20 protein-coding genes are annotated in these 20,850 nt (G+C 70.6%); 11 read left to right on the top strand and 9 right to left on the bottom strand.

Annotation, left to right across the window (positions count from 1 at the left end; all coding sequences use genetic code 11):
• The first annotated feature begins 50 nt into the window (after nucleotides 1-50).
• The 5 genes from EBE87_RS04385 (at nucleotide 51) to EBE87_RS04365 (ending at nucleotide 4,580) form a co-directional block, all read left to right on the top strand.
• Nucleotides 51-665, top strand: a complete 615-nt coding sequence (locus EBE87_RS04385; RefSeq protein ID WP_120640832.1) for a hypothetical protein — start codon at nucleotides 51-53, stop codon at nucleotides 663-665.
• 70 nt (nucleotides 666-735) lie between these two features.
• Entirely contained in the window at nucleotides 736-2,406 is a 1,671-nt protein-coding gene (locus EBE87_RS04380) for a formate--tetrahydrofolate ligase (RefSeq protein WP_120640831.1), read from the top strand.
• A gap of 6 nt (nucleotides 2,407-2,412) precedes the next feature.
• Nucleotides 2,413-3,609, top strand: a complete 1,197-nt coding sequence (locus tag EBE87_RS04375) for a tetratricopeptide repeat protein (RefSeq protein WP_122139898.1) — start codon at nucleotides 2,413-2,415, stop codon at nucleotides 3,607-3,609.
• Between the two features lie 210 nt (nucleotides 3,610-3,819).
• A complete protein-coding gene (locus EBE87_RS04370) occupies nucleotides 3,820-4,233 on the top strand; it encodes a flagellar biosynthesis repressor FlbT (protein ID WP_120641069.1) in 414 nt (137 codons plus the stop codon).
• A gap of 107 nt (nucleotides 4,234-4,340) precedes the next feature.
• Nucleotides 4,341-4,580: a hypothetical protein gene (locus EBE87_RS04365; protein WP_120641068.1), complete on the top strand. Its 240-nt coding sequence runs from the start codon at nucleotides 4,341-4,343 to the stop codon at nucleotides 4,578-4,580.
• Nucleotides 4,581-4,656: 76 nt separating this feature from the next.
• On the opposite strand, the gene ggt is transcribed toward EBE87_RS04365, so the two are convergent.
• A complete protein-coding gene (gene ggt / locus EBE87_RS04360) occupies nucleotides 4,657-6,345 on the bottom strand; it encodes a gamma-glutamyltransferase (RefSeq protein ID WP_120641070.1) in 1,689 nt (562 codons plus the stop codon).
• Between the two features lie 239 nt (nucleotides 6,346-6,584).
• Here ggt and EBE87_RS04355 point away from each other — a divergent pair, with 239 nt between their 5' ends.
• Complete coding sequence (locus EBE87_RS04355; RefSeq protein ID WP_122139897.1) at nucleotides 6,585-7,994, top strand: AMP-binding protein; 1,410 nt, start codon at nucleotides 6,585-6,587, stop codon at nucleotides 7,992-7,994.
• Nucleotides 7,995-8,114: 120 nt separating this feature from the next.
• Complete coding sequence (locus tag EBE87_RS04350; protein WP_233553316.1) at nucleotides 8,115-9,491, top strand: MFS transporter; 1,377 nt, start codon at nucleotides 8,115-8,117, stop codon at nucleotides 9,489-9,491.
• A gap of 149 nt (nucleotides 9,492-9,640) precedes the next feature.
• Here EBE87_RS04350 and EBE87_RS04345 read toward each other — a convergent pair whose 3' ends face one another.
• The 3 genes from EBE87_RS04345 to rpsU all read right to left on the bottom strand — a co-directional run bounded on the left by EBE87_RS04345 (nucleotide 9,641) and on the right by rpsU (nucleotide 14,319).
• Nucleotides 9,641-12,730 (bottom strand): efflux RND transporter permease subunit, encoded by a 3,090-nt coding sequence (locus EBE87_RS04345; RefSeq protein ID WP_120639468.1) that lies wholly within the window; start codon nucleotides 12,728-12,730, stop codon nucleotides 9,641-9,643.
• Nucleotides 12,731-12,742: 12 nt separating this feature from the next.
• Nucleotides 12,743-13,897, bottom strand: coding sequence for an efflux RND transporter periplasmic adaptor subunit (locus tag EBE87_RS04340; RefSeq protein WP_120639467.1), 1,155 nt, complete (start codon nucleotides 13,895-13,897; stop codon nucleotides 12,743-12,745).
• A gap of 218 nt (nucleotides 13,898-14,115) precedes the next feature.
• Nucleotides 14,116-14,319, bottom strand: coding sequence for a 30S ribosomal protein S21 (gene rpsU / locus EBE87_RS04335; RefSeq protein ID WP_007006360.1), 204 nt, complete (start codon nucleotides 14,317-14,319; stop codon nucleotides 14,116-14,118).
• A 224-nt stretch (nucleotides 14,320-14,543) separates the two neighbouring features.
• Between rpsU and def the strand changes: the two genes are divergently transcribed.
• The 3 genes from def to EBE87_RS04320 all read left to right on the top strand — a co-directional run bounded on the left by def (nucleotide 14,544) and on the right by EBE87_RS04320 (nucleotide 16,372).
• The gene (gene def, locus EBE87_RS04330; protein ID WP_120639466.1) at nucleotides 14,544-15,092 is read left to right on the top strand and encodes a peptide deformylase; all 549 of its coding nucleotides are present in this window, start codon (nucleotides 14,544-14,546) and stop codon (nucleotides 15,090-15,092) included.
• Entirely contained in the window at nucleotides 15,089-15,673 is a 585-nt protein-coding gene (locus EBE87_RS04325; RefSeq protein WP_120639465.1) for a COQ9 family protein, read from the top strand. The genes def and EBE87_RS04325 overlap by 4 nt, the downstream gene beginning before the upstream one ends.
• A 153-nt stretch (nucleotides 15,674-15,826) precedes the next feature.
• Nucleotides 15,827-16,372, top strand: a complete 546-nt coding sequence (locus EBE87_RS04320; RefSeq protein WP_120639464.1) for a hypothetical protein — start codon at nucleotides 15,827-15,829, stop codon at nucleotides 16,370-16,372.
• Between the two features lie 167 nt (nucleotides 16,373-16,539).
• On the opposite strand, the gene EBE87_RS04315 is transcribed toward EBE87_RS04320, so the two are convergent.
• The 4 genes from EBE87_RS04315 to EBE87_RS04300 all read right to left on the bottom strand — a co-directional run bounded on the left by EBE87_RS04315 (nucleotide 16,540) and on the right by EBE87_RS04300 (nucleotide 19,779).
• Nucleotides 16,540-17,664, bottom strand: coding sequence for an OmpA family protein (locus tag EBE87_RS04315; RefSeq protein WP_120639463.1), 1,125 nt, complete (start codon nucleotides 17,662-17,664; stop codon nucleotides 16,540-16,542).
• Between the two features lie 169 nt (nucleotides 17,665-17,833).
• Nucleotides 17,834-18,955, bottom strand: coding sequence for a 5-(carboxyamino)imidazole ribonucleotide synthase (locus EBE87_RS04310; protein ID WP_120639462.1), 1,122 nt, complete (start codon nucleotides 18,953-18,955; stop codon nucleotides 17,834-17,836).
• On the bottom strand, nucleotides 18,952-19,407 hold the full coding sequence (purE, locus tag EBE87_RS04305) for a 5-(carboxyamino)imidazole ribonucleotide mutase (protein WP_120639470.1): 456 nt from the start codon (nucleotides 19,405-19,407) through the stop codon (nucleotides 18,952-18,954). Before purE ends, EBE87_RS04310 begins: the two co-directional genes overlap by 4 nt.
• Before the next feature lie 171 nt (nucleotides 19,408-19,578).
• On the bottom strand, nucleotides 19,579-19,779 hold the full coding sequence (locus EBE87_RS04300; RefSeq protein WP_120639461.1) for a YdcH family protein: 201 nt from the start codon (nucleotides 19,777-19,779) through the stop codon (nucleotides 19,579-19,581).
• Nucleotides 19,780-20,004: 225 nt separating this feature from the next.
• Between EBE87_RS04300 and EBE87_RS04295 the strand changes: the two genes are divergently transcribed.
• Nucleotides 20,005-20,181: a YdcH family protein gene (locus EBE87_RS04295; protein WP_408887695.1), complete on the top strand. Its 177-nt coding sequence runs from the start codon at nucleotides 20,005-20,007 to the stop codon at nucleotides 20,179-20,181.
• A 71-nt stretch (nucleotides 20,182-20,252) separates the two neighbouring features.
• Here the strand turns inward: EBE87_RS04295 and EBE87_RS04290 are convergent, their stop codons facing one another.
• Nucleotides 20,253-20,825 (bottom strand): DUF1013 domain-containing protein, encoded by a 573-nt coding sequence (locus EBE87_RS04290; protein ID WP_120639460.1) that lies wholly within the window; start codon nucleotides 20,823-20,825, stop codon nucleotides 20,253-20,255.
• Between the last annotated feature and the right edge of the window lie 25 nt (nucleotides 20,826-20,850).

Genomic DNA, 20,850 nt, shown 5'->3' with positions numbered 1-20,850 from the left:
TCGATGCCTGGAAATCGGGACGGCGGTGGACGCGGCAAAGGTGCGAGGCCATGACGACCAGCGTCGACCCCTGGGATGAGATCTGGGACGCCTACGAGGCACGGCGGGCCGCCACCCCCACCGTGAATTCACTGCCGCCCTTGCAGACGGCGGAGCCGAGGCGCCCGCATGGCTGGCTGAAGCCGCTGCTGGCAGTAGCAGCCTTCGGCCTGGGCTGCGCCGCCGGTTCCGCCTGGCCGGTGCTGAACCTCTACGGGCTGGTGCTGCGGCAGGACGTGCCGGCGCTGCTGCGGCAACTGGACCTCCCGGCGGCAGGCGATGGGCTGCGGGAAGAACTGCGGATGCATGCTGGGCTGCGGGGGCCCGCCGCCAATGGCGCGGAACGGCTGCTCGCTGGCATGGCTGAGGACATGGCCGCCGCCCTGGTGCGGCCCGCTGCCCTGGAGCAGGTGCTGCTGGCCCACGGCGCGCCGCCGCTGCAACTGGTGGGATGGGGCGGCACGGTGGTGGAACTGGCGCTGCGGGAGGGGGCGGGCGGCTTCCGCCTCGAACTGGTCTGGACCGGGCAGAGCTGGCGGGCGGCAAAGGCGGAGCTGCTGCGGCCAGCGGGTGCCGCGCCCCTGGGGCTTCAGGCCGCCTTGCCCCTGGCGCGGCCGCCCGGCTGATCGCCCCGGCTTGCCGGCGGCGCCCTTGGGCGATAATCCGGCTCCGACATAGCAGGGGATATCCGAGGGCATGGCGACCGACCTGGAGATCGCACGCGCGGCGACACTGCGCCCGATCCGCGAGATCGCCGAGAAGGCCGGAATCCCGGAGGACGCGCTGGAACCCTATGGCCGCTACAAGGCCAAGGTCTCGCTGGATTTCGTGAATGCCCAGAAGGGTCGCCCGGATGGTGCCCTGGTGCTGGTGACCGGCATCAACCCCACCGCCGCCGGCGAGGGCAAGACCACCACCACGGTGGGCCTGGGCGATGCGCTGAACAGCCTCGGCACCCGTGCCATGATCGCGCTGCGCGAGCCCTCGCTCGGCCCCTGCTTCGGCGTGAAGGGCGGCGCCACGGGCGGCGGCCATGCCCAGGTGCTGCCGATGGAGGAGATCAACCTCCATTTCACCGGCGACTTCCACGCCATCACCAGCGCCAACAACCTGCTGGCCGCCATGGTGGACAACCACCTCTACTGGGGCAACGAGCTGGGGCTGGATGCCCGCCGCATCGTCTGGCGCCGCGCCGTGGACATGAACGACCGCGCGCTGCGTTCCATCAACGCGGCGCTGGGCGGCGTGCCCAATGGCTTCCCGCGTGAGGACGGCTTTGACATCACCGTGGCCTCCGAGGTCATGGCGGTCTTCTGCCTGGCCAAGGACCTGGCGGACCTGCAGGCCCGGCTGGGGCGCATCATCGTCGGCTATACGCGGGATGGCCGCGCCATCACGGCGCGGGACCTGAAGGCGGATGGCGCCATGGCGGCGCTGCTGCGGGACGCGCTGGCGCCTAACCTGGTGCAGACGCTGGAAGGCTCCCCCGCCCTGGTGCATGGCGGGCCCTTCGCGAATATCGCCCATGGCTGCAACAGCGTGATCGCGACGAAGCTGGCGCTGAAGCTGGCCGATGTGGTGGTGACGGAAGCGGGCTTCGGCGCGGATCTCGGTGCCGAGAAGTTCCTGGACATCAAGTGCCGCGCGGCGGGGCTGGCGCCCAAGGCCTGCGTGGTGGTGGCGACCACCCGCGCCCTGAAGCTGCATGGCGGCGTGGCCAAATCGGCGCTGGGCACCGAGGATGTGGCGGCCGTCACCCGCGGCATCAGCAACCTGCGCCGCCATGTGCAGAACATGCAGAAATTCGGCCTGCCCGTGGTGGTGGCGCTGAACAAGTTCACCGGCGATACCGAGGCCGAGATCGCGGCGGTGCGGGAGGCGATGCGCCCGCTGGGCACCAAGGTCATCCTCTGCACCCATTGGGCCGATGGCGCGGCGGGTACCGCCGACCTCGCCCGCGCGGTGCTGGAGCTGATCGAGGGCGGCACCGCCAGCTTCGAGCCGCTCTACCAGAGCCATGTCTCCCTGGCCGGCAAGATCGAGACGGTGGCGCGGGAGATCTACCACGCCGCCTCCGTCTCCATCCCGCCGCCGGTGGCCGCCAAGCTGAAGCGCTTCGAGGATGCGGGCTTCGGCGACGTGCCGGTCTGCATCGCCAAGACGCAGTATTCCTTCTCCGCCGACCCCACGCTGCTGGGCGCGCCGGAAGGGCATGTGCTGCCGCTGCGCGACGTGCGGCTTTCCGCCGGCGCCGGCTTCGTGGTGGCCATCGCGGGCGAGATCATGACCATGCCTGGCCTGCCGCGCCGCCCGGCGGCGGAGGGCATCGGGCTGGATGCCGAAGGCCGCATCGAAGGGCTGTTCTGAGCCGCCATGGTGGCGCTGGACCCCGGTGCGCTGCTGCGGCAGGGGCTGGCCCGCCACCAGTCCGGCGACCTGCCGGGCGCCGAACGCCTCTACCGGCAGGTGCTGGCGCTGCGGCCGGATGACGGCAATGCGCTGAACCTGCTGGGGCAGATCGCCCGCGCGCGGGGCGACCTGCCGGAAGCCCTGCGGCTGATCGGGCAGGCGGTGGCGCGCAACCCCGGGGCGCCGGTCTTCCTGGCCGCCCATGGCGCCGCCCTGGCCGAGGCCGGGCAATTGCCGGAGGCCGAGGCCGCCCTGCGCGCCGCACTCGCCGCCCGGCCGGGGGATGCCGTCAGCCTGCGCAACCTGGGGCAGGTGCTGAGCAGCCAGGGCCGGGTGGGGGAGGCGCTGGCGCCGCTGCGGCAGGCGGTGGCCTTGCTGCCGGCTTCCGGCCCCGCGCATCTCGCCCTGGCCCATGCCTGCCGCGAGGCCGGGCTGCGCGAGGAAGCCGCCGCCCACGCCGCCCGCGCCGCCGCCGACCCCGCCATCGCGGAACAGGCGCGCTTCCTGCAGGCCGCGCTGGGTGCCGCGCCGCCGCCGGACCGCGCCCCCGCCGGCTATGTGCGCGACCTGTTCGACCAATACGCGCCGCGCTTCGATGCCGACCTGACCGGCCGCCTGGGCTACCGCACCCCCGCCATGCTGGCGGAGATGCTGCGGGAGGCGGGCGTGGCCGCGGATGCCAGCCGCGCGGTGCTGGACCTCGGCTGCGGCACCGGCCTCTCGGGGGAGGCGCTGCGCCCCTTCGCGCGGCTGCTGGAGGGCGTGGACCTTTCGCCGCGCATGCTGGTGGCGGCGCGGGCGCGGGGCATCTACGACGCGCTGCACGAGGCCGACCTGCTGGATGTGCTGCCGGCCCGCCCCGGCCACTGGGGCCTCGTGGCGGCGGCGGATGTGCTGAACTACCTGGGCGACCTTTCCGCCGTGCTGCCCGCCATGGCGGCGGCGCTTACGCAGGGCGGGCTGGCCGCCTTCAGCCTGGAGAAGGGCGAGGAAGCCCCCTGCGCCCTGGGCCCCGACCTGCGCTACCGCCACCATCCTGGCCATCTGCGCGCCCTGGCCGCCACCGCCGGGCTGAAGATCGTGGCGGAGCGGGAGGCCGGGCTGCGCCAGGAGAAGGGCGCGCCGGTGGCCGGGCTGCTCTGGCTGCTGCGCCGGGGCTGAGGGCGGCGGGCGCGCCCCGCTTCGTCATCATCCATTAACACCAACCGGCCAGATTGCGGGCAGGCCGCATCGCGCGGCAGCGCCCGGGCCGCATCGCCCGCCGGGGGAAGCCCAGCCGGAGCCCGACTCGAACCGCAGACGGAGAGCACCATCGACCCCGCATGAAGGGCGGCCGGCCCCGTGCCGCCGCCGGAAGGCCCGAACCGCATCATGACCACTCTTGTCCTTGAAATGCGCCAAGGCGATCTGCTGATCGTCAACGGCGCCCCCATCCGCTTCCGCAACCGTGCCCGTATCGAGCTGGCGGGCCGCGCCCGCTTCCTTTTCGGCAAGCAGATCCTGACCGCCGAGGCCGCCACCACCCCGGCGCGGCGCATCTATTTCGCCTTGCAGACCGCCTATGTCGGGCCGGAGCCCGAGCGTGCCGGCGGCATGGAACTGGCGCGCGGGCTGGTGGAGGATTTCCTGGGCTCGGATGCGAGCGAGGCCGCCAAGGCCCTGATTCAAAAAGCGATGAGCTTCGCGGAAGCCGATGACAGCTATCAGGCCTTGAAGCTGGTGCGGCGCGTGATGCAGCAGGAGGATGCCAATCCTTCGGCGCTGGTGCTGATGGACGCCTTGTAAGCCCGCCGGCCAATCGAAACTTGAACGCCCATTCAGATGAGCCTATAAAAACGACGGGACGAGTTGCGACAGATTCTCATCTGACTCGCAACGCAGGAGAATACTGGATGGGCAACGACTTCAGCCACATCACGCGCCGGTGCGAGCGGGCAGTGGTGACGGCCTACCGCGAGTTGCGCGAAACCGGGAATGACGATCTCTCGTCCTTCCGGGCCTGCACGGCGTTGTACCGCATCCATCATCCGGAGGCCTCGGTGAATGAGGCGCGCCGGTTGGTCTCCGAATGGATCGATCATCATCTGGTGCGTGGCGAGACCAGCCCGACCAATGGCTGCGAATGCCCCTGAGGGCTGCTGCCAGCACCCTGTGAAAAAGGCCGCTCCCCGGGGGAGCGGCCTTTTCGCTTTGAGGGGAAAGGGCGCCTCAGCGGCGCCCGACCTCGGGATTGAAGCGGATGCCGGGCCGCGCCAGCCCGCCCGCGATGCCTACCGGCGTGCCATCCGCGCGCCAGCAGGCGGCGCCTTCCAGCAGGCCATCGGCCAGGAAGCGGATGGCGCCCATGCCGCCGCCGATATGCTTCGGCCGCGCCACCATATGGCCGCGCGCCACCAGCCCGGCCTCGGCCTCGGCCGAGATCGCCGGCTCCAGTTCCAGCGTATGGCCCTGGGTCCAGATGCGCGGCGCTTCCACCGCTTCCTGCAGCGACATGCCGTGGTCGATCAGGTTGATGATAGCCTGCATGGCGGAGCCGAAGATGCGCAGGCCCCCCGGCAGCCCCAGCGCGAAGGCCGGCCTGCCATCCTTCAGCACGATGGATGGCGCCATGGAGGTGAAGACCCGCTTGCCCGGCTCCACGGAGAGCGCCTTGTTCGGGTGCGGGTCGAAGTTGAACATGTAGTTGTTGGCGATCAGCCCGGTGCCGGGGATGGAGAAGCGTGCGCCGAACAGGCTGTTGATGGTCTGGGTGGTGGCGACGATGTTGCCCAGCGAATCCGCCACGGTGACATGGGTGGTATTGGCCGACTCGGCGGGCGGGATGCCCGGCGCCCAGTCCTGCGCCCGGTCCAGCCGCAGCAGGGCGCGGCGTTCCTCGGCGTAATCCTTGGAAATCAGTTTCTCGACCGGGACATTGATGAAGGCCGGGTCGGCGGTGGCGACGGCGCGGTCGGCGAAGGCCAGCTTCAGGGCCTCGGCCAGCAGGTGGATGGTCTCGGCCGAGCCGGAGCCGAGGCGGGCGATGTCGAAGCCCTCCAGCACATTCAGCATCTGCGTCATGTGCACGCCGGAGGAAGCCGGCGGCGGCGGCGCCAGCACCTCGAAGCCGCGGTAGCTGCCGCGGATCGGCTGGCGTTCGATCACCTCGAAGGCTTCCAGGTCGGCCATGGTGATCAGGCCGCCGGAGGCCGCCATATGCGCCGCCAGCGCCCGGCCGATCTCGCCGCCATAGAGCGCCTTGGGGCCTTCCGCCGCGATCAGCTTCAGGGACTCGGCCAGCGCCGGCTGGCGCAGCCGGCTGCCCACCGCCGGGATGTCGCCGCCCGGCAGGAAGGTGGCGGCGAGGCCGGGGTCCTGCGCCAGCTCCTTCGCGCCATCGGCAATGGCGCCGGCCAGGTAGTCGGTGACGCGGAAGCCCTCGGCGGCGGCGCGGATGGCGGGGCGCAGCACTTCTTCGAGTGGCATGGTGCCGTGCTCGGCCAGGGCCTTGCACCAGCCGGCCAGGGCGCCGGGCACGGCCATGGCCAGCGGGCCGATATTGTTCTCGCGGTCCACCGTCTCCTGATAGTCGGGCAGGGTGTCGCTGACGGTGCGGTACATGTCGCCGCGCGCGGCGCCAGGGGCGGTGGAAAGCCCGTCCAGCACCAGGTGGCGGCCATCGGCCAGCCGGAGATGCGCCACGCCGCCGCCCAGCGGCCCCACCATCATTGGCTCCACCACCGTGAGCGTGAACAGCGCGGCGATCGCGGCATCGATGGCATTGCCGCCGGCCAGCAGCATCTCCGCCCCCGCCGCCGAGGCCACCGGATGATTGGTCACCACCATGCCCTTGCTGCCCTGGGCCGGCTGCTTCTCGCAGGTAAAGGGGCTGCCGGCGCGGTCGGTCCAGGCGGTCATGCGGTGCATCCTCACTGTTATCGGGTGCGGCACGTTCCTGCGATGCGGCGGGATTGTCCAGCCGCACAGGAAGCTGAAAGGCCGGTGGCGAAAACCGGCCCGGCCCGGCTGGCATTCGGCGCGCAACTGCGGCAGAGACAGGGCCACATGATTTTTCGGGGGCGAGTTCACGTGCGGCAGGGCAGCGGCATCATCCATCGGCATCCGGTTTCCGCGCCCGTGTCCCGGGGCCAGGCACGATGAGCGCCGGCACCTTGCCCGCGCTGCTGGAAGGGCTGGCCGCCGCGCGGCCGGATGCCGCCGCGCTGGTCTCGCTGAGCCGCCCGCCGCTGGGCCGCGCCGCCTTCGCTGCCCAGGCCCGCCGCGTGGCGGAAGGGCTGGCGCGGCAGGGTGTCGGGCCGGGCGACCGCGTGGCGCTGCTGCTGCCCAACCGCCCGGAATTCCTGGTGCTGCTGCTGGCCCTGGCGCGGCTCGGCGCCACCGCCGTGCCGCTGGACCCCCGCCTGGGGGTGGAGGAGATCGCGACCCTGCTCTCCCGCGCCCGCGCGGTGGCCGTGGCGGTGGGCTGGGGCGGCGATGGCGCGCTGCCGCGGCGCCTGCAGGCGGCGCTGGCCTTGGCGCGCGCTCCGCTGCGCTGCGTGATCGGGCTGGATGCCGGCGGCGTGGACCGGCTGGACGGCCTGCCCGTGCTGCCCTGGAAGGCGCTGGACGCCATGCCGGAGCATGAGGCGGTGCTGGCCACCGCCGATTCGGTGATCCTGGCCCTGCCGGCCGGCGAGGCGCGGCTGGCGCTGCATGCCCAGGGTTCCGTGCTCAACCATGCCGCGGCGGTGGCGCGGGCGCTGGAGCTGGGCGAGGATTCCGCCGTGCTGCCGGCCCTGCCGCTGGCCTGCCCGGACGGGCTGGCGCTGGCCCTGGCCGCGCTTTCCGCCGGCGGCCGCCTGTTGTGCCAGGAGGAGGCAGGCCCGGCCGCCGCCGATGCCCTGGCCCGTGCCCATGGCGCCACGCATCTGCTGGCGGCGCCCGCCGATCTGGCGGCGCTGTCCGCCCAGGCGGCGCGGCGCCCTTATGCCGCGCTGCGCTTCGCCGGCAGCCCCGGCGCCGCCGAGGCCCCCGGCCTGCCGCTGCGCGAAACCTGGGGCATCGCCGAGACCCAGGGCCTCTTTGCCCTGCATGATGGAACCGGCTTCCGCCCCGTCCATCCCGCCAGCCTGCGGCTGGAAGGGGACGTGCTGGAAATCCAGGCTCCCAGCCTGCTCTCCGGCTATTGCGGGGAAGCCGAGGCACTGACGCCCGATGGCTTCCTGCGCACCGGCCAGCCCGCCGGGCTGGCGGGGGAAGCCTTCATCCCCAGCGGCCCGCGCCCGGACGGCTGCTTCCACCGCGACGGCCTGGTGGTGACACCGGCGGCGCTGGTCCGCTTCCTGGCCCGCCAGCCCGGCGTGGAGGAAGCGGCGGTGGGCGCCGGGCCGGATGGCGCGCTGGTGGGCTTCATCCGCCCGCTGCCCGATGCCGCGCCGGATGCTGCGGCATTGCTGGAAGCCTGCCGCGAGGCCCTGGCAGTATCCGGCCAGCCCGCCCGCATCGAAGTGGTCGCGGAACTGCCGGCAGACCCGGCGGCGGCGGCCACCGCGCTGCTCGGCGCATGAGGGGGGCGTCCCTGCCGCCCATGGTCAGCCACCGGGCAGCGGCGTAACCTTTTGGACGTGTCGCAGGAAACTTCGCCTCCCGAATCCGTCGTGCCTCCGGCCCGGAATCCCGATCCCCGCTTGGTCGCGGCCATCGTGGCCAGCGCGCTCTTCATGCAGAACCTGGACAGCACGGTGGTGGCCACCGCCCTGCCGGCCATGGCGCGCGACCTGCACGAGGACCCGCTGGTGATGGGCGTCGCCATCACCTCCTACCTGGTGGCGCTGACGGTCTTCATCCCGCTCTCGGGCTGGATGGCGGACCGCTTCGGGGCCAAGCAGGTCTTCATGGCGGCCATCGCCACCTTCACCACCGCCTCGGTCTTCTGCGGCCTGTCCCAGGGGTTGGCGGAAATGGTGGCGTCGCGGGTGCTGCAGGGGCTGGGCGGCGCCATGATGGTGCCGGTGGGCCGGCTGCTGCTGCTGCGCCGGATCAAGAAGGACGAATTGCTCACCGTCACCACCTGGCTTTCCATGCCCGCCCTGCTGGGGCCGGTGATGGGCCCGCCGGTGGGAGGCTTGCTGACCGATCTGGTCTCCTGGCGCGCCGTCTTCTGGATCAACGTGCCGGTGGGGATGCTGGGGCTGCTGCTGGTCTGGCGCATCATTCCGCCGCTGCCCCGCATCATCCCGCCGCCGCCAGATGTGCCGGGGCTGGCCCTGGTGGGCGGCGCCCTGGCCGCCCTGATGTTCGCTTTCGAGACGTTGGGGCGCGGGCTGGTGCCCAACTGGGTGGCGCTGGGCATGCTGGGGCTGGGCGTGGTGCTGACGACGCTGGCGGTGCGGCATTGCCTGCGAGTGCGCAACCCGGCGCTGGATTTCTCCCTGTTCGCCATCCCGGCCTTCAGCGTCACCGTGATCGCCGGCACGGTGTTCCGCGTCGGCGCCAGCATGGTGCCCTTTCTGGTGCCGCTGTCGCTGCAACTGGGCTTCGGCGCCAGCGCGGCGCAGAGCGGCATGATCAGCTTCGCCACCGCGCTCGGCGCCTTCGCGATGAAGCCGATGGCGCAGACGGCGCTGCGCTGGGTCGGCTTCCGCAACGTGCTGGTCTGGAACGCGGTGATCGCCGGCCTGATGGTGATGGCCTGCGCCGCCTTCCGGCCGGGCTGGCCCATCCCGGTGATCTTCAGCGTGCTGCTGGTGGGCGGGCTGTTCCGCTCCCTGCATTTCACCACCACCAATACGCTGGCCTATGCCGACGTGCCGCAGCCCAAGCTTTCCGCGGCCACCAGCTTCTACGGCACGGCGCAGCAACTGCCCGGCGCGGTGGGCGTGGCGCTGGCGGCGGCGGCACTGCAGGTCAGCGTGGCCGTGGCCGGGCGCCCGGCCGTCACCATGGCGGATTTCTCCGTGGGCTTCCTGCTGGGCGGGCTGCTGATGCTGATCTCCGGCCCCATGTCCATGCGCCTGCCGCCCGAGGCGGGCGAGGGCGTGGTGGCCGGCCGCCGGCGTAGCTGACCAGTCGGCACGGCCGCCGCGCCGCCAGGGGCCATGAGGGCAGGCCGAAAGCAGTTCCCCTGACGCATCCGGGGCTGCCCGCTTCAGCAGGCAGCCCCGATATCGCGTGGCCAGGAGGCGGGGCGAGAGCCTCCGCCCGTATCGGGAGATTACTCGGCCGGCGCCATCGCCTCCTCCGCCGGGCTGCGGCGGGTGAAGCGGCGGGACAGGCCCTCGAAGAACAGGAAGAGCACCGGCGTGACGAAGAGCGTCAGCGCCTGGGACACCGCGAGGCCGCCCAGCACCGCCAGGCCCAGCGGCTGGCGCAACTCGGCCGCCGTGCCCCAGCCGGCGGCGATGGGCACGATGCCGGCGGCGGCGGCCAGTGTCGTCATCATGATCGGGCGGAAGCGGACAATGGAGGCATAGTGGACGGCGGTGCGCGGGTCGTCGCCCGCCTTCATCCGCTCGATCGCCACGTCCACCACCATGATGGCGTTCTTTTTCACCAGCCCGATCAGCAGCAGCACACCGATGACGGCGATCACCGAAAGGTCGAGGTCGAAGAGCCAGAGCGTGGCCAGCGCCCCCACCGCCGCCGCCGGCAGGCCGGAGAGGATGGTGAGCGGATGCACCAGCGATTCGTAGAGCACGCCCAGCACCACATACATGATCAGGATGGCCGCGATCAGCAGCGCGCCCTGGCCGGCCAGGGCCTGCTGGAAGATCTGCGCCGTGCCGGCATAGCCGGAGACGATGGTGGGCGGCAGGCCCATCTCCTTCTCCATCGCGGCAATGGCATTGGTGGCATCGCCCAGCGCCACGCCGGGGGCGGTGTTGAAGCCGATGGTCACCGCCGGAAGCTGGCCCTGATGCGCCACCGTCAGCGGCCCCACGGTGCGGGAAAGCGTCGCGATGCCTGCCAGCGGCACCAGCCGCCCGGTATTGGAGCGGAGATAGATCTTGGACAGCCCGCTCTCATCCTGCTGGTCGCGCGGCAGGGCTTCCAGGATAACGGAATAGCTGTCCGAAGCGCCGAAGATGGTGGAGATCTGCCGCGCGCCGAAGGCCGAGTAGAGCGCCTGCCGCACCTGATCCACCGAGACGCCGAGCGAGGCCGCGCGGTCGCGGTCCACGTTCACGGACATGATGGGCGCATGGAGCTGCAGGTCGGTGTTCACGTCCTGAAGCTGCGGCAGCTTGCGCAGCGCGCCTTCCAGCCGCTGGGACCAGTCGTAGAGCTCGTCCTGCCGCAGCCCTTGCAGCGTGTACTGGTACAGGGTGCGGGACTGGCGGGCGCCGAAGTTCAGGTTCTGGATCGGGTTGAGGAAGACGCGCATGCCCGGTTGCCCGGCGGTCTGCCGGCGCAGTTCCTGCAGCACTTCCACCACCGGCCCGCGCTCGGCGCGTGGCTTGAGCTGCACGAACATGCGGCCCTGGTTGATGGCCTGTGTGCCGCCGCCGACGCCGAGCGATGAATTCACCATCTCCACCGCCGGATGGCGGTTGAGGATCTCGGCCACGCGCGCCTGCCGGACGCCCATATCCTCGAAGGAGGTATCCTGCGGCCCTTCGGTGGAGACGCTGATGAGGCCGGTATCCTCGATCGGGAAGAAGCCCTTGGGAATGATCACGGCCAGCCAGACCGACAGGCCGACCGAGGCGAAGAAGGCCAGCCAGACCACCGCGCGGAAGCGCAGCGACAGGTCCAGCATCCGGCCATAGCCGCCCTCCACCGCGCGGAAGCCGCGCTCCAGGAAGGCGTCGAAGCGGCTGGGCTTGCTATGAGCGGGCAGGCGGCTGGCCATCAGCGGCGTCAGGGTGAGGGAGACGACGCAGGAGCAGATGACGGCCAGCGACACCGTGGCCGCGAAGGCATTGAAGACGCGCCCCACCACGCCGCCCATCAGCAGGATCGGCAGGAAGACCGCGATCAGCGAGAGGGTGATGGAGATGATGGTGAAGCCCACTTCCTTCGCGCCGCGGATGGCGGCGGCGAAGGGCTTCATGCCTTCCTCCATGTGCCGGACGATGGCTTCCAGCATCACGATGGCATCGTCCACCACCAGGCCCACGGCCAGGGTCAGGCCCAGCATGGTGATGTTGTCGATGCCGTAGCCCAGCCCGTACATGACGCCGAAGGTGCCGGCCAGCGAGATGGGCACCGCGATGCCGGGGATGATGGTGGCCGAGAGCTTCCGCAGGAACAGGAAGATCACCAGCACCACCAGCCCGATGGCGATCATCAGGTGGTGCTGCACGTCATGCACCGCGTCGCGGATGGAGACGGAGCGGTCCAGCATCACCGTCAGCTCGGCGCCCGGCGGCAGGGCGGCGGCGAGGGCGGGGAGCGCCTTCTTCACGCCATCCACCACCTCCACCGTATTGGCGTCCGGCTGCCGTTGCACGGCCAGGGTCAGGCCGCGGGAGCCGTTGTTCCAGGCGGCGCGGCGGTTGTCCTCCACCCCGTCTTCCACCTTCGCCACGTCCTGCACGCGGATGGGCGCATTGGGCCGGCCGCCGATCACCAGCTTGCCGAATTCGGCGGCGTCCTGGAGCTGGTCGTTTGCGCGCAGCGTCAATTGCTGGCGTGGGCCGCCCAGCGTGCCGACCGGCGTATTGCCATTGGCGGCGGCGATAGCGCGCTGCGCCTCGTCAAAGCCGAAGCCCATGGCGGCCACCCGGTCTGGGTCCAACTGCACGCGCACGGCGTATTTCTGCTCACCGAAGGTCAGCACCTGCGCCACGCCCGGGATGCGCGAGAGGGCAGGGGAGATGATGACCGAGGCAATCTCGTTCAGTCGGTAGAGCGGCACGTCGCCGCCGCGCAGGTTCAGCAGCACCACCGGCGCATCGGCCGGGTTGGATTTGCGGAAGGAGGGCGGGTTGGTCATCTCCGATGGCAATCGCCGCTGGGCGCGGGAGAGGGCGGATTGCACGTCCAGCGCCGCCGCGTCGATGTTGCGGCCCAGCACGAATTGCAGCGTGAGCTGCAGGGTGCCCTGGCCGCTGATCGAGCTCATCTGGTCGATGCCGGCGATGGTGGAGAATTCACGCTCCAGCGGCAGCGCCACCGAATTGGCCATGGTCTCCGGACTGGCACCGGGAAAGGTGGCGGAGACGGAGATGACCGGAAAATCCACCCGAGGGATGGCCGCCACCGGCATCTGGAAATAGGCGACAATGCCGCCGAGCACGGCGGCCATGGCCAGAAGCCCTGTCATCACCGGACGGCGGATGCAGAGTTCGGAGAGATGCATGGGGCGGGGGCCTCAGCTCTGCGGACGCGTTCCGGCGGTACGGCCGCCGCCGGGAGCATTGTTGGGCCCGCGCTCCATGACCCGGGCACCGTCCGAGAGGATCTGCGCCCCCTCGATCACCACCTTGTCGCCAGCCTGGATCTCGGCGGCCAGCACGGCGCGGCCATTCACCACGCGCTTCAACTCAACCGCCTTGCGGCGGGCATGGTTCTCGGCATCCACCACATAAACGAAGCGGCCATCGGCGCCGGTCTGCACCGCCTGCACCGGCACGCTCAGCGCATCGGCCTCCACGCGCGGCACCAGCACCACGTTCACGTATTGCCCGGGCCAGAGCTGGTTCTCCGGATTGGCGAAGCGCGCCTTGAGGGAAACGGTGCCGGAGGTGGTGTCCACCTGGCTGTCCACGAAGACCAGCTTGCCCTCGGCCGGCTTGTGGAGGTCGCCCGGCGCGCGGGCGGTGACACTGGGCTGGCCCCTGGCCATGGCTTCCATGATCTCGGGCAGCCAGCGTTCGGGCACCGAGAACTGCACCTGGATCGGGTCGGTCTGGGTGATGGTGGCCAGCACCGTGCCCTCGCTGCCACGCACCAGGTTGCCCGCATCGACCGGCAGGGCACCCAGGCGGCCATCGGCCTCGGCGCGGATGGTGGCGTAGTCGATGGTCAGGCGCGTCTGGGCCATCTGGGCCTCGGTCGCCTTCAGGTTGGCATCGGCGGCCGCGGCATCGGCCGCCGCCTGCTCGAAGCGCTGGGTAGCGGCGAAGCCTTCGCCGCGCAGGGAGGCGTAGCGGGTGGCATCGGCGCGGGCGCGGGTGGCCAGGGCACGGTCCCGTGCCAGCTGCGCTTCCTGCTGCGCCAGCTGCGCCTCCGCCATGCGCGAATCGAGCGTGAAAAGCACCTGGCCGCGCGTCACGCGCTGGCCTTCCTGCACATGCACCTCGCGGATCTGGCCATCGACACGGCTGCGCACCGCCACGGTGGCCTCGGCCACCACATTGCCATTCGCGGTGATTTCCAGCGGCACCGCGCCGCGCAGGGCGGGGCTGGTGACCACCGGGAGGCCCTGCTGTGCCCCCTGCTGGGCCAGCAGGGGAAGCGGGTGCAGGAAAAGGCCAGCGGCAGCGAGGCCAGCCAGCATGGGAAACAACGCGCGCGGTGCCTTCATGCACTAGCGCATTAAGGCCCGTTCGCGTTGTGGCATAGCGGACGTTACGTTGTGTTACAATTTTCGGGCGGCATAAAACGCAACCCACTGAAGCGGAAGCTTCAGCAGGGCCCAACGCAACAGACGTGACGCAGAAGCGACGAAACCGCGGCTGGCGGGCCATGGGCCCGCCCCGCGGTCATCGGCAGTCAGTTCCGCCGGCAAGCCGGCGGCGGGACTTAGAAGCCCTCGCGCTCCAGGCGCTTGCGCTCAACCTTGCGGGCGCGGCGGACGGCCTCGGCGGCCTCACGGGCGCGGCGCTCGGACGGCTTCTCATAGTGCCGGCGCAGCTTCATCTCACGGAAGACGCCTTCACGCTGCAGCTTCTTCTTGAGGGCCTTCAGGGCCTGATCGATATTGTTATCCCGAACGACGACCTGCACGCTGTGCGGTATCCTCTTTGCCTGAGTCCGGCAGCCGATGAATGCCGGAATGAATAAGAATGCACGTAGCACGGGGCGCCCGGGCAAGCCGGGTCCGTGCAAGCGCGCCGTGTTAGCACGGGCCATGGCCGAAGGAAAAGCCCTTCCCCGCATTGCAGCCACAACCAATTCCAGCGAAACCCATTCTTTAGGTTGCAACCGCCCTTTCAGCCCCATGGTGCCCCATGTCCCTCCTGAAGATCGCCCGCATGGGCCACCCCGTCCTGCTGCGCCGCGCGGATGAGGTGAAGGACCCGCATGACCCGGAGATCCGCCGCCTGATCACCGACATGGCCGAGACCATGCTCGATATCGGCGGGCTTGGGCTGGCGGCGCCGCAGGTCTATGTGCCGCTGCGCCTGTTTGTCTGGCGCAACGGCGACGACGTGGCCGCGCTGATCAATCCGGAAATCGCGCTTCTGGGCCCTGCCGAAGCCGTGGGCTGGGAGGGATGCCTGTCCATCCCCGGCTTGCGCGGCGCCGTGCCGCGGGCCGAGCGCGTGTCCTTCCGGGGCCTGGACCTGGACGGCGACATGGTGGAAGGCGAGGCCGAGGGCATGCTGGCGCGCGTGATGCAGCATGAATACGACCACCTGAACGGCGTGCTCTATCCCATGCGCATGAACGACTTCAGCCTCTTCGGCTTCAATGAGGAACTGGCCCGCGCCGCCGGCGGCGAGGCCGCCATCCGCACCGGCCGCGCGGCGGAGCCCCGCCCGGAAGCCGCCACATGACCGCCACGCTAGAACGCAGCGCCGAGCGCGATGCCGCGCTGCGCGCCGCCCTGCCACATGTGCCGGCGCTGGGTTGGACCAGGGCCGCGATGCGGGCGGGGCTGGCGGATATCGGGGAACCGGCGGAGGCGGCCGAATGGCTCTTCCCGCGCGGTGCCACCGGCATGGTGGAGGCTTTCAGCGACCTGGCGGACCGTGAGGCCATCGAGGCCGCCGGGGCGCTGGAGACGCTGCGCACCGGCCCACGCATCCGCGCCCTGCTGGCCGCCCGGCTGCGCTGGCTGGAGCCCTGGCGGGAGGCCGAGCGCCGCGCCGTGGGGCTGCTGGCGCTGCCCTGGAATGCCGGCATCGCCGCCCGTGTCGCCGGCCGCACCGCCGATACGCTGTGGCGGGCGGCGGGCGATACCTCCACGGACCTGTCCCGCCATACCCGTCGGCTGACGCTGGCGGGCATCCATGTGGCGACGCTGGCCTTCTGGCTGCGGCAGCCGGAGCCGCCCATGGAGGAGGTCCTTGCCTTTCTGGACCGGCGGCTGGCGGATCTGGCCCGCCTGCAGCGCCGGCCTGCCCCGCGAAGTTGAAGCTTGATCTTGACCAGTGGCTGCAAGTCACTGTGTGCGTGGAACTTTGCAGGCTACAGCAAGTCTTCGCAAGAGCCGGTCTGATGGTGTAGAAGCGGCGCGGGGGAGTTCTTTCCGCCTTCCGCTCGCAACCTTTGGGGGATTCCGGTCGCGATGAAGTTTGTTCGTATCCTGGCCGCTGGCTTCGCTGCCGCCGTGGTGGCCACGCCCGTGCTGGCCGATAGCTGCCTGCAGCCGACCGAGCGCACCGCCATGGAAGTGCGCGCGCTGCAGAGCCAGCTGATGGTGGCCGCCCTGGCCTGCAACAAGACCGACCAGTACAATGCCTTCGTGACGCGCTATCAGCGCGACCTGGGCGATGCCTACAAGTCCGTGACCTCGCACTTCAAGCGCGTCCACGGCAATGTGCAGGGCCAGAAGCAGCTCGACATCTACATCACGCAGCTGGCCAATGCGCAGTCCCAGGACGGCATCGACCAGGGCTCCTTCTTCTGCACCAATGTGGCGCCGCTGTTCCAGCAGGCGCTGGCGCAGCAGGGTAGCCTGACGACGCTGGCCTCGCTCTCCACCCAGAGCAATCTGGTGATCCCCTACGGCCTGGACACCTGCTCCGGTGCCACGGCGGCCTCGGCGCCGGCCAGCACCAAGGCGGCGGCTCCGGCCCGGCGCGCCAGCCGGGCGCGTACCGCCAGCCGCTGAGCGGACCGGCTTCACCGACCAGGATCAAGGGCGCCGCGAGGCGCCCTTTTTTCTTGCCCATGCCGCGCTAGGCGGAGGGCCCAAACGAAAAGGGGCGCCTTGCGGCACCCCTTCCGTAACCCAGCCTCGGCCGGGCGGCGAACCGCCCGGCTGATCGGCCTGCGGGATTAGCGCAGGACGATCTCGACGCGGCGGTTCTGCGGCTCGCGCACGCCGTCGGCCGTGGCGACCAGCGGACGGCTCTCGCCGAAGGCCTGCACGGTGATGGCGGAGCGCTGGATGCCCTGGCGGGTCAGCTCGGCGGCGACGGCGTCGGCGCGGCGCTGCGACAGGCGCTGGTTGTACTGCGGCGAGCCCGAGCGGTCGGCATGGCCGGCCACTTCGATGCGCGTCGCCTGCACGCGGTTGGCGTTCTGGGCGGCCTCGGCGATGATCTGGCGGGCGCGGTCCGTCAGGTCAGCGCGGTCGAAGTCGAAGAACACCAGGTAGGTGCGGGCCGGGGCCGGAGCGGCGGCCGGAGCGACCTCAACCACCGGAGCCGGGGCAACCGGACGCGGCGCGTTGAAGGCGTAGCGCAGGCCGACGAAGGCGGAGTGGTTGTAGTTCTCCGTCTCGAACTTCTGGCGGATCGCCGGGCCGTTCAGCTCGCGGGAAGAACCGGTCACCTTCGGGTCCAGCGTGCCGAAGAAGCGGTATTCGGCGGTCACCGCCAGGCCGGGAACGGCCGTGATCGGGAAGGCCACACCGGCGATGCCCTGGAAGGCGAAGTTGCCGTCCTTGTCGTCGATGTTGAAGGAGCGGCCGTTGCCACCCGCGGGGGTGTAGAAGCGGCTGCCGACGTTGTCGTAGTCGGTCCAGGCGTAACCGACGCCACCACCGATATACGGGGTCACGGGCACGGGCAGGGCCAGCGGCAGGTCGAACAGGACGTTGGCCATCGCGCCGTAGGTGCGGACGGTGCCGCTGATGCCGGGCAGACGGCCGCCGATGCCGGCCTTGATCTGGTCCACATCGCCCTGGCGATAGTTGCCTTCGATCTCGGCGCGCAGGCCGTTGCCGAAGCCGTAACCGACGCTGAGGACGCCGCCGAAGCCCGCATCGAACTCGATGCTGGCCTTGCGCTGCGCGCCGGTCACGCCGGCGGCGAAGTTGCGGTCCGACGTGACGTCGGCGTTCATGCTCTGGTTGAAGCCAGCACCGGCGCCGACATAAACGCCGGTGATCGGCTGGGCCTGCGCGGCGAGCGGCAGAGCCAGCACCGTGGCAGCCAGAAGCGCCTTCTTGAAGTTCATCGTATTTTCTCCTCGATCCACCAGAGGCGTTCGCAGCGCTCAGCCTTCCGAATGGAACCGGCGCGGCGTGGACGAAGAGTTAGCATTCATTCTAAAGCGCCGCAGTATGCCCCACACTGTTTCCCAGGCGATGTGGCGGGAAAGACACAGGCTGTGTGGGGCATTTTGGTCACAGCTTTGAGAGAAGCTCCGCTTCCGCTTCCCGGGCCAGTGTTCCCAGGGGGAACAGGCGGTTTGCATGGCCCATTTTGCGCCCCGGACGGGCCGCCGCCTTGCCGTAGAGGTGCACCGAAACATCGCCTTCGGCATGCAGATGCGGCAGCCGTGCCATGCCCTCCGGCCCCACCAGGTTGCGCATCACGGCATCCGAATGGCGCGTCACGGCGCCCAGCGGCAGGCCGGCCACGGCGCGGATATGTTGATGGAACTGGCTGAACTGGCAGGCGTCCTGCGTCCAGTGCCCGGAATTATGCGGACGCGGGGCGATCTCGTTGCCCAGCAGGCCGCCATCGGGCAGCAGGAAGAACTCAACGGCCAGCACGCCCACGAGGTCCAGCGCCGAAGCGACATGGGCGGCATGGGCGCGGGCGGCCTCGGCTACCGTGGCCGGCACACGGGCGGGGGCGAAGGACAGGTCGAGGATGTGGTGGCGGTGCTGGTTCTCCACCGCGTCATAGACCGCCGTGCTGCCGTCCAGGCCACGGGCGGCCACCGCCGAGAGTTCCTGGGTGAAGGGCACGAAGGCTTCCAGGATCAGCGGCTTGGGGGACAGCCGCTCCCAGGCCGGGGCGAGGTCCTCGGGCGTGCGCAGCACCGCCTGGCCGCGCCCGTCATAGCCCAGGCGGGTCGTCTTCAGCACCGCCGGCAGGCCGATGCGGGCCACGGCCTCATGCAGCTCCGACTCGGTGGTCACGGCGGCCCAGGGCGCCACCGGCACGCCGGCCGACCTGAAGAAGGTCTTTTCCAGCAGGCGGTCCTGGCAGACCGCCAGGGCCTTGGGGCCGGGGCGGCAGGGCACCAGGGGGGAGAGCACCTCCAGCGTCCGGGCCGGCACATTCTCGAATTCGAAGGTCACCACGTCCACGGTGGCGGCGAAGGCGGCCAGGGCGGCCTCGTCCTCGTAATCCGCCACGGTGCGCGCGGCGGAGACCAGCATGCCCGGCTCGTCATTCGTGGGCGCGTAGATGTGGCAGCGGTAGCCCAGCTCGGCCGCCGCCAGCGCCGACATGCGGCCGAGCTGGCCGCCGCCCAGGATGCCGATGGTGCTGTTGGGGGGGAGGGGCGTGCTCATTCCGGTGTCTCCGCCACGGATTCCGTCTGCTCGTCACGGAAGCGCTCCAGCCGGATGGCCAGCGCGGCGTCGGTGGTGGCCAGCATGGCGGTGGCCAGCAGCGCGGCATTGACGGCGCCGGCGCGGCCGATGGCCAGCGTGCCCACCGGCACGCCGGCCGGCATCTGGGCGATGGAGAGCAGGCTGTCCATACCCTTCAGCGCGTGGCTCTCCACCGGCACGCCCAGCACCGGCAGGCGCGTCAGGGCGGCGACCATGCCCGGCAGGTGGGCGGCGCCGCCGGCGCCGGCGATGATGGCGCGCAGGCCTCGACCGGCGGCGGCCTGCGCGTAGTCGAACATGCGCTGCGGCGTGCGGTGGGCCGAGACCACCTTGCATTCATGCGGGACGCCCAGCTTGGCCAGGGTCTCCGAGGCATGGCGCATGGTTTCCCAGTCGGAGCGGCTGCCCATGATGATGCCGACCAGCGGCGCGGAGTCGGGGGTGGGGCTGTCGGTCACGCGGCATCCTGCAGCAGGGGGTGCGCGGCGGGCCGCGCCTGGGCGGCGGCTGTGCCGCGCCCGGGCCGGATTGTCCAGCGGGAATAAGCCCCGGGGCGGCCGTGCCGTGCCGGAGTCGGACCCTCAGGCGATGATGTCGGGCACGAGGCGGCTTTCCAGCCAGGCGATCTCGTCCTTCAACTTCAATTTACGTTTCTTCAGCCTTTGCAGCTGAAGCAGGTCCACAGGGCCGTCTTCCAGCCGCGCAACCACGGTATCCAGGTCGCGATGCTCGCTGCGAAGCTCGTGCAGACGGCGGAGAAGGCTGTCTCGGTCGGCCAGCATCAGGCGTCATTACTCGGCGGTTAGGAGTCGCATCGGAGGAAGGAAAGGCCATATCATGCTGGCGCGCGGTCGCACAGCGCACTGTCGCGGGCGGGGCTGATTCCCCGCGCGGGTCAGGGTTGCGGCGCCGCCGCGTCTCCCTGGGGCCTCTGGTTCCCGCGGCTGCCAGAATGGCGGCGGGGAGAGACCCCCGCGGAGTGGTATCACCAGCGTGGAGGATAAAGCGTGAGCATAACGCACCAGCCCCGCCTCAACAGCCTGCAGGACCGTCATGCGAGCCTGGACCGGCAGCTTGCCCAGGAAGGGCAGCGCCCGGCCCCGGACGCCGGGACCATCACGCGCCTCAAACGTGAGAAACTGCGCCTGAAAGAGGAGATGGAGCGGCTGCGCGCCGCACGCTAAGGCGTACAAGATCCTCACGCCCCGCGGTGCCATTGGCGCCGCGGGGTTTTTTGTGCCCGGCTACCGCGGGCTCAGAAGGAGGCTTCCTCGCCCTCCTCGGGCGCGGGCGGCGGCGGGGCGGCGGGGTTGCCGCCGGCGGCGATCACGGCGGCATTCAGGTCGGATTGCGAGCAGAGGCCCAGGATCACCGGGTCACGCGGCTTGATATTGGCGCTGTTCCAGTGCGTGCGGTCCCGCACCTTGGCGATGGTGTCCTTGGTGGTGCCCAGCAGCTTGCCGATCTGCGCTTCCGTCAGCTGCGGGAAGTTGCGCAGCAGGAAGGCGATGGCATCCGGGCGGTCGTTGCGCTTGGACACCGGGGTATAGCGGGCGCCCTTGCCCCGGCCCTTGGGCTGCGGCACGGCGGAGGGCATCAGCCGCAGCCGGGCGTTCTTGTCCGCCTCGCAGCGCTGGATCTCTTCCCGGGTGAGCTGGCTGTTCTGCACGGGGTCGTAACCCACGATGCCCTGTGCCACCTCGCCATCCGCGATCGCCTGCACCTCGAGCGGGTGCATGCCGACGAAGTCGGCGATCTGTTCGAAGGACAGGGATGTCTTCTCGATGAGCCACACGGCGGTGGCCTTCGGCATCAGCGGCAGGGTCATCGGAAACCTTATCGGGTCGGGGTGG

The organism is Teichococcus wenyumeiae, assembly GCF_003696345.1.
Taxonomy (GTDB): Bacteria; Pseudomonadota; Alphaproteobacteria; order Acetobacterales; family Acetobacteraceae; genus Pseudoroseomonas; species Pseudoroseomonas wenyumeiae.
Note: the sequence above shows the minus strand (reverse complement) of the source record. Positions and strands in the feature narration are given on the sequence as shown.

What these genes read in the sequence shown, in the direction of transcription:
- EBE87_RS04385 (WP_120640832.1), top strand. Translation starts at nt 51, where the DNA reads ATGACGACCAGCGTCGACCCCTGGGATGAGATCTGGGACGCCTACGAG.
- EBE87_RS04380 (WP_120640831.1), top strand. Translation starts at nt 736, where the DNA reads ATGGCGACCGACCTGGAGATCGCACGCGCGGCGACACTGCGCCCGATC.
- EBE87_RS04375 (WP_122139898.1), top strand. Translation starts at nt 2,413, where the DNA reads ATGGTGGCGCTGGACCCCGGTGCGCTGCTGCGGCAGGGGCTGGCCCGC.
- EBE87_RS04370 (WP_120641069.1), top strand. Translation starts at nt 3,820, where the DNA reads ATGACCACTCTTGTCCTTGAAATGCGCCAAGGCGATCTGCTGATCGTC.
- EBE87_RS04365 (WP_120641068.1), top strand. Translation starts at nt 4,341, where the DNA reads ATGGGCAACGACTTCAGCCACATCACGCGCCGGTGCGAGCGGGCAGTG.
- ggt (WP_120641070.1), bottom strand. Translation starts at nt 6,345, where the DNA reads ATGACCGCCTGGACCGACCGCGCCGGCAGCCCCTTTACCTGCGAGAAG.
- EBE87_RS04355 (WP_122139897.1), top strand. Translation starts at nt 6,585, where the DNA reads ATGAGCGCCGGCACCTTGCCCGCGCTGCTGGAAGGGCTGGCCGCCGCG.
- EBE87_RS04345 (WP_120639468.1), bottom strand. Translation starts at nt 12,730, where the DNA reads ATGCATCTCTCCGAACTCTGCATCCGCCGTCCGGTGATGACAGGGCTT.
- EBE87_RS04340 (WP_120639467.1), bottom strand. Translation starts at nt 13,897, where the DNA reads ATGAAGGCACCGCGCGCGTTGTTTCCCATGCTGGCTGGCCTCGCTGCC.
- def (WP_120639466.1), top strand. Translation starts at nt 14,544, where the DNA reads ATGTCCCTCCTGAAGATCGCCCGCATGGGCCACCCCGTCCTGCTGCGC.
- EBE87_RS04325 (WP_120639465.1), top strand. Translation starts at nt 15,089, where the DNA reads ATGACCGCCACGCTAGAACGCAGCGCCGAGCGCGATGCCGCGCTGCGC.
- EBE87_RS04320 (WP_120639464.1), top strand. Translation starts at nt 15,827, where the DNA reads ATGAAGTTTGTTCGTATCCTGGCCGCTGGCTTCGCTGCCGCCGTGGTG.
- EBE87_RS04315 (WP_120639463.1), bottom strand. Translation starts at nt 17,664, where the DNA reads ATGAACTTCAAGAAGGCGCTTCTGGCTGCCACGGTGCTGGCTCTGCCG.
- EBE87_RS04310 (WP_120639462.1), bottom strand. Translation starts at nt 18,955, where the DNA reads ATGAGCACGCCCCTCCCCCCCAACAGCACCATCGGCATCCTGGGCGGC.
- purE (WP_120639470.1), bottom strand. Translation starts at nt 19,407, where the DNA reads ATGGGCAGCCGCTCCGACTGGGAAACCATGCGCCATGCCTCGGAGACC.
- EBE87_RS04300 (WP_120639461.1), bottom strand. Translation starts at nt 19,779, where the DNA reads ATGCTGGCCGACCGAGACAGCCTTCTCCGCCGTCTGCACGAGCTTCGC.
- EBE87_RS04290 (WP_120639460.1), bottom strand. Translation starts at nt 20,825, where the DNA reads ATGACCCTGCCGCTGATGCCGAAGGCCACCGCCGTGTGGCTCATCGAG.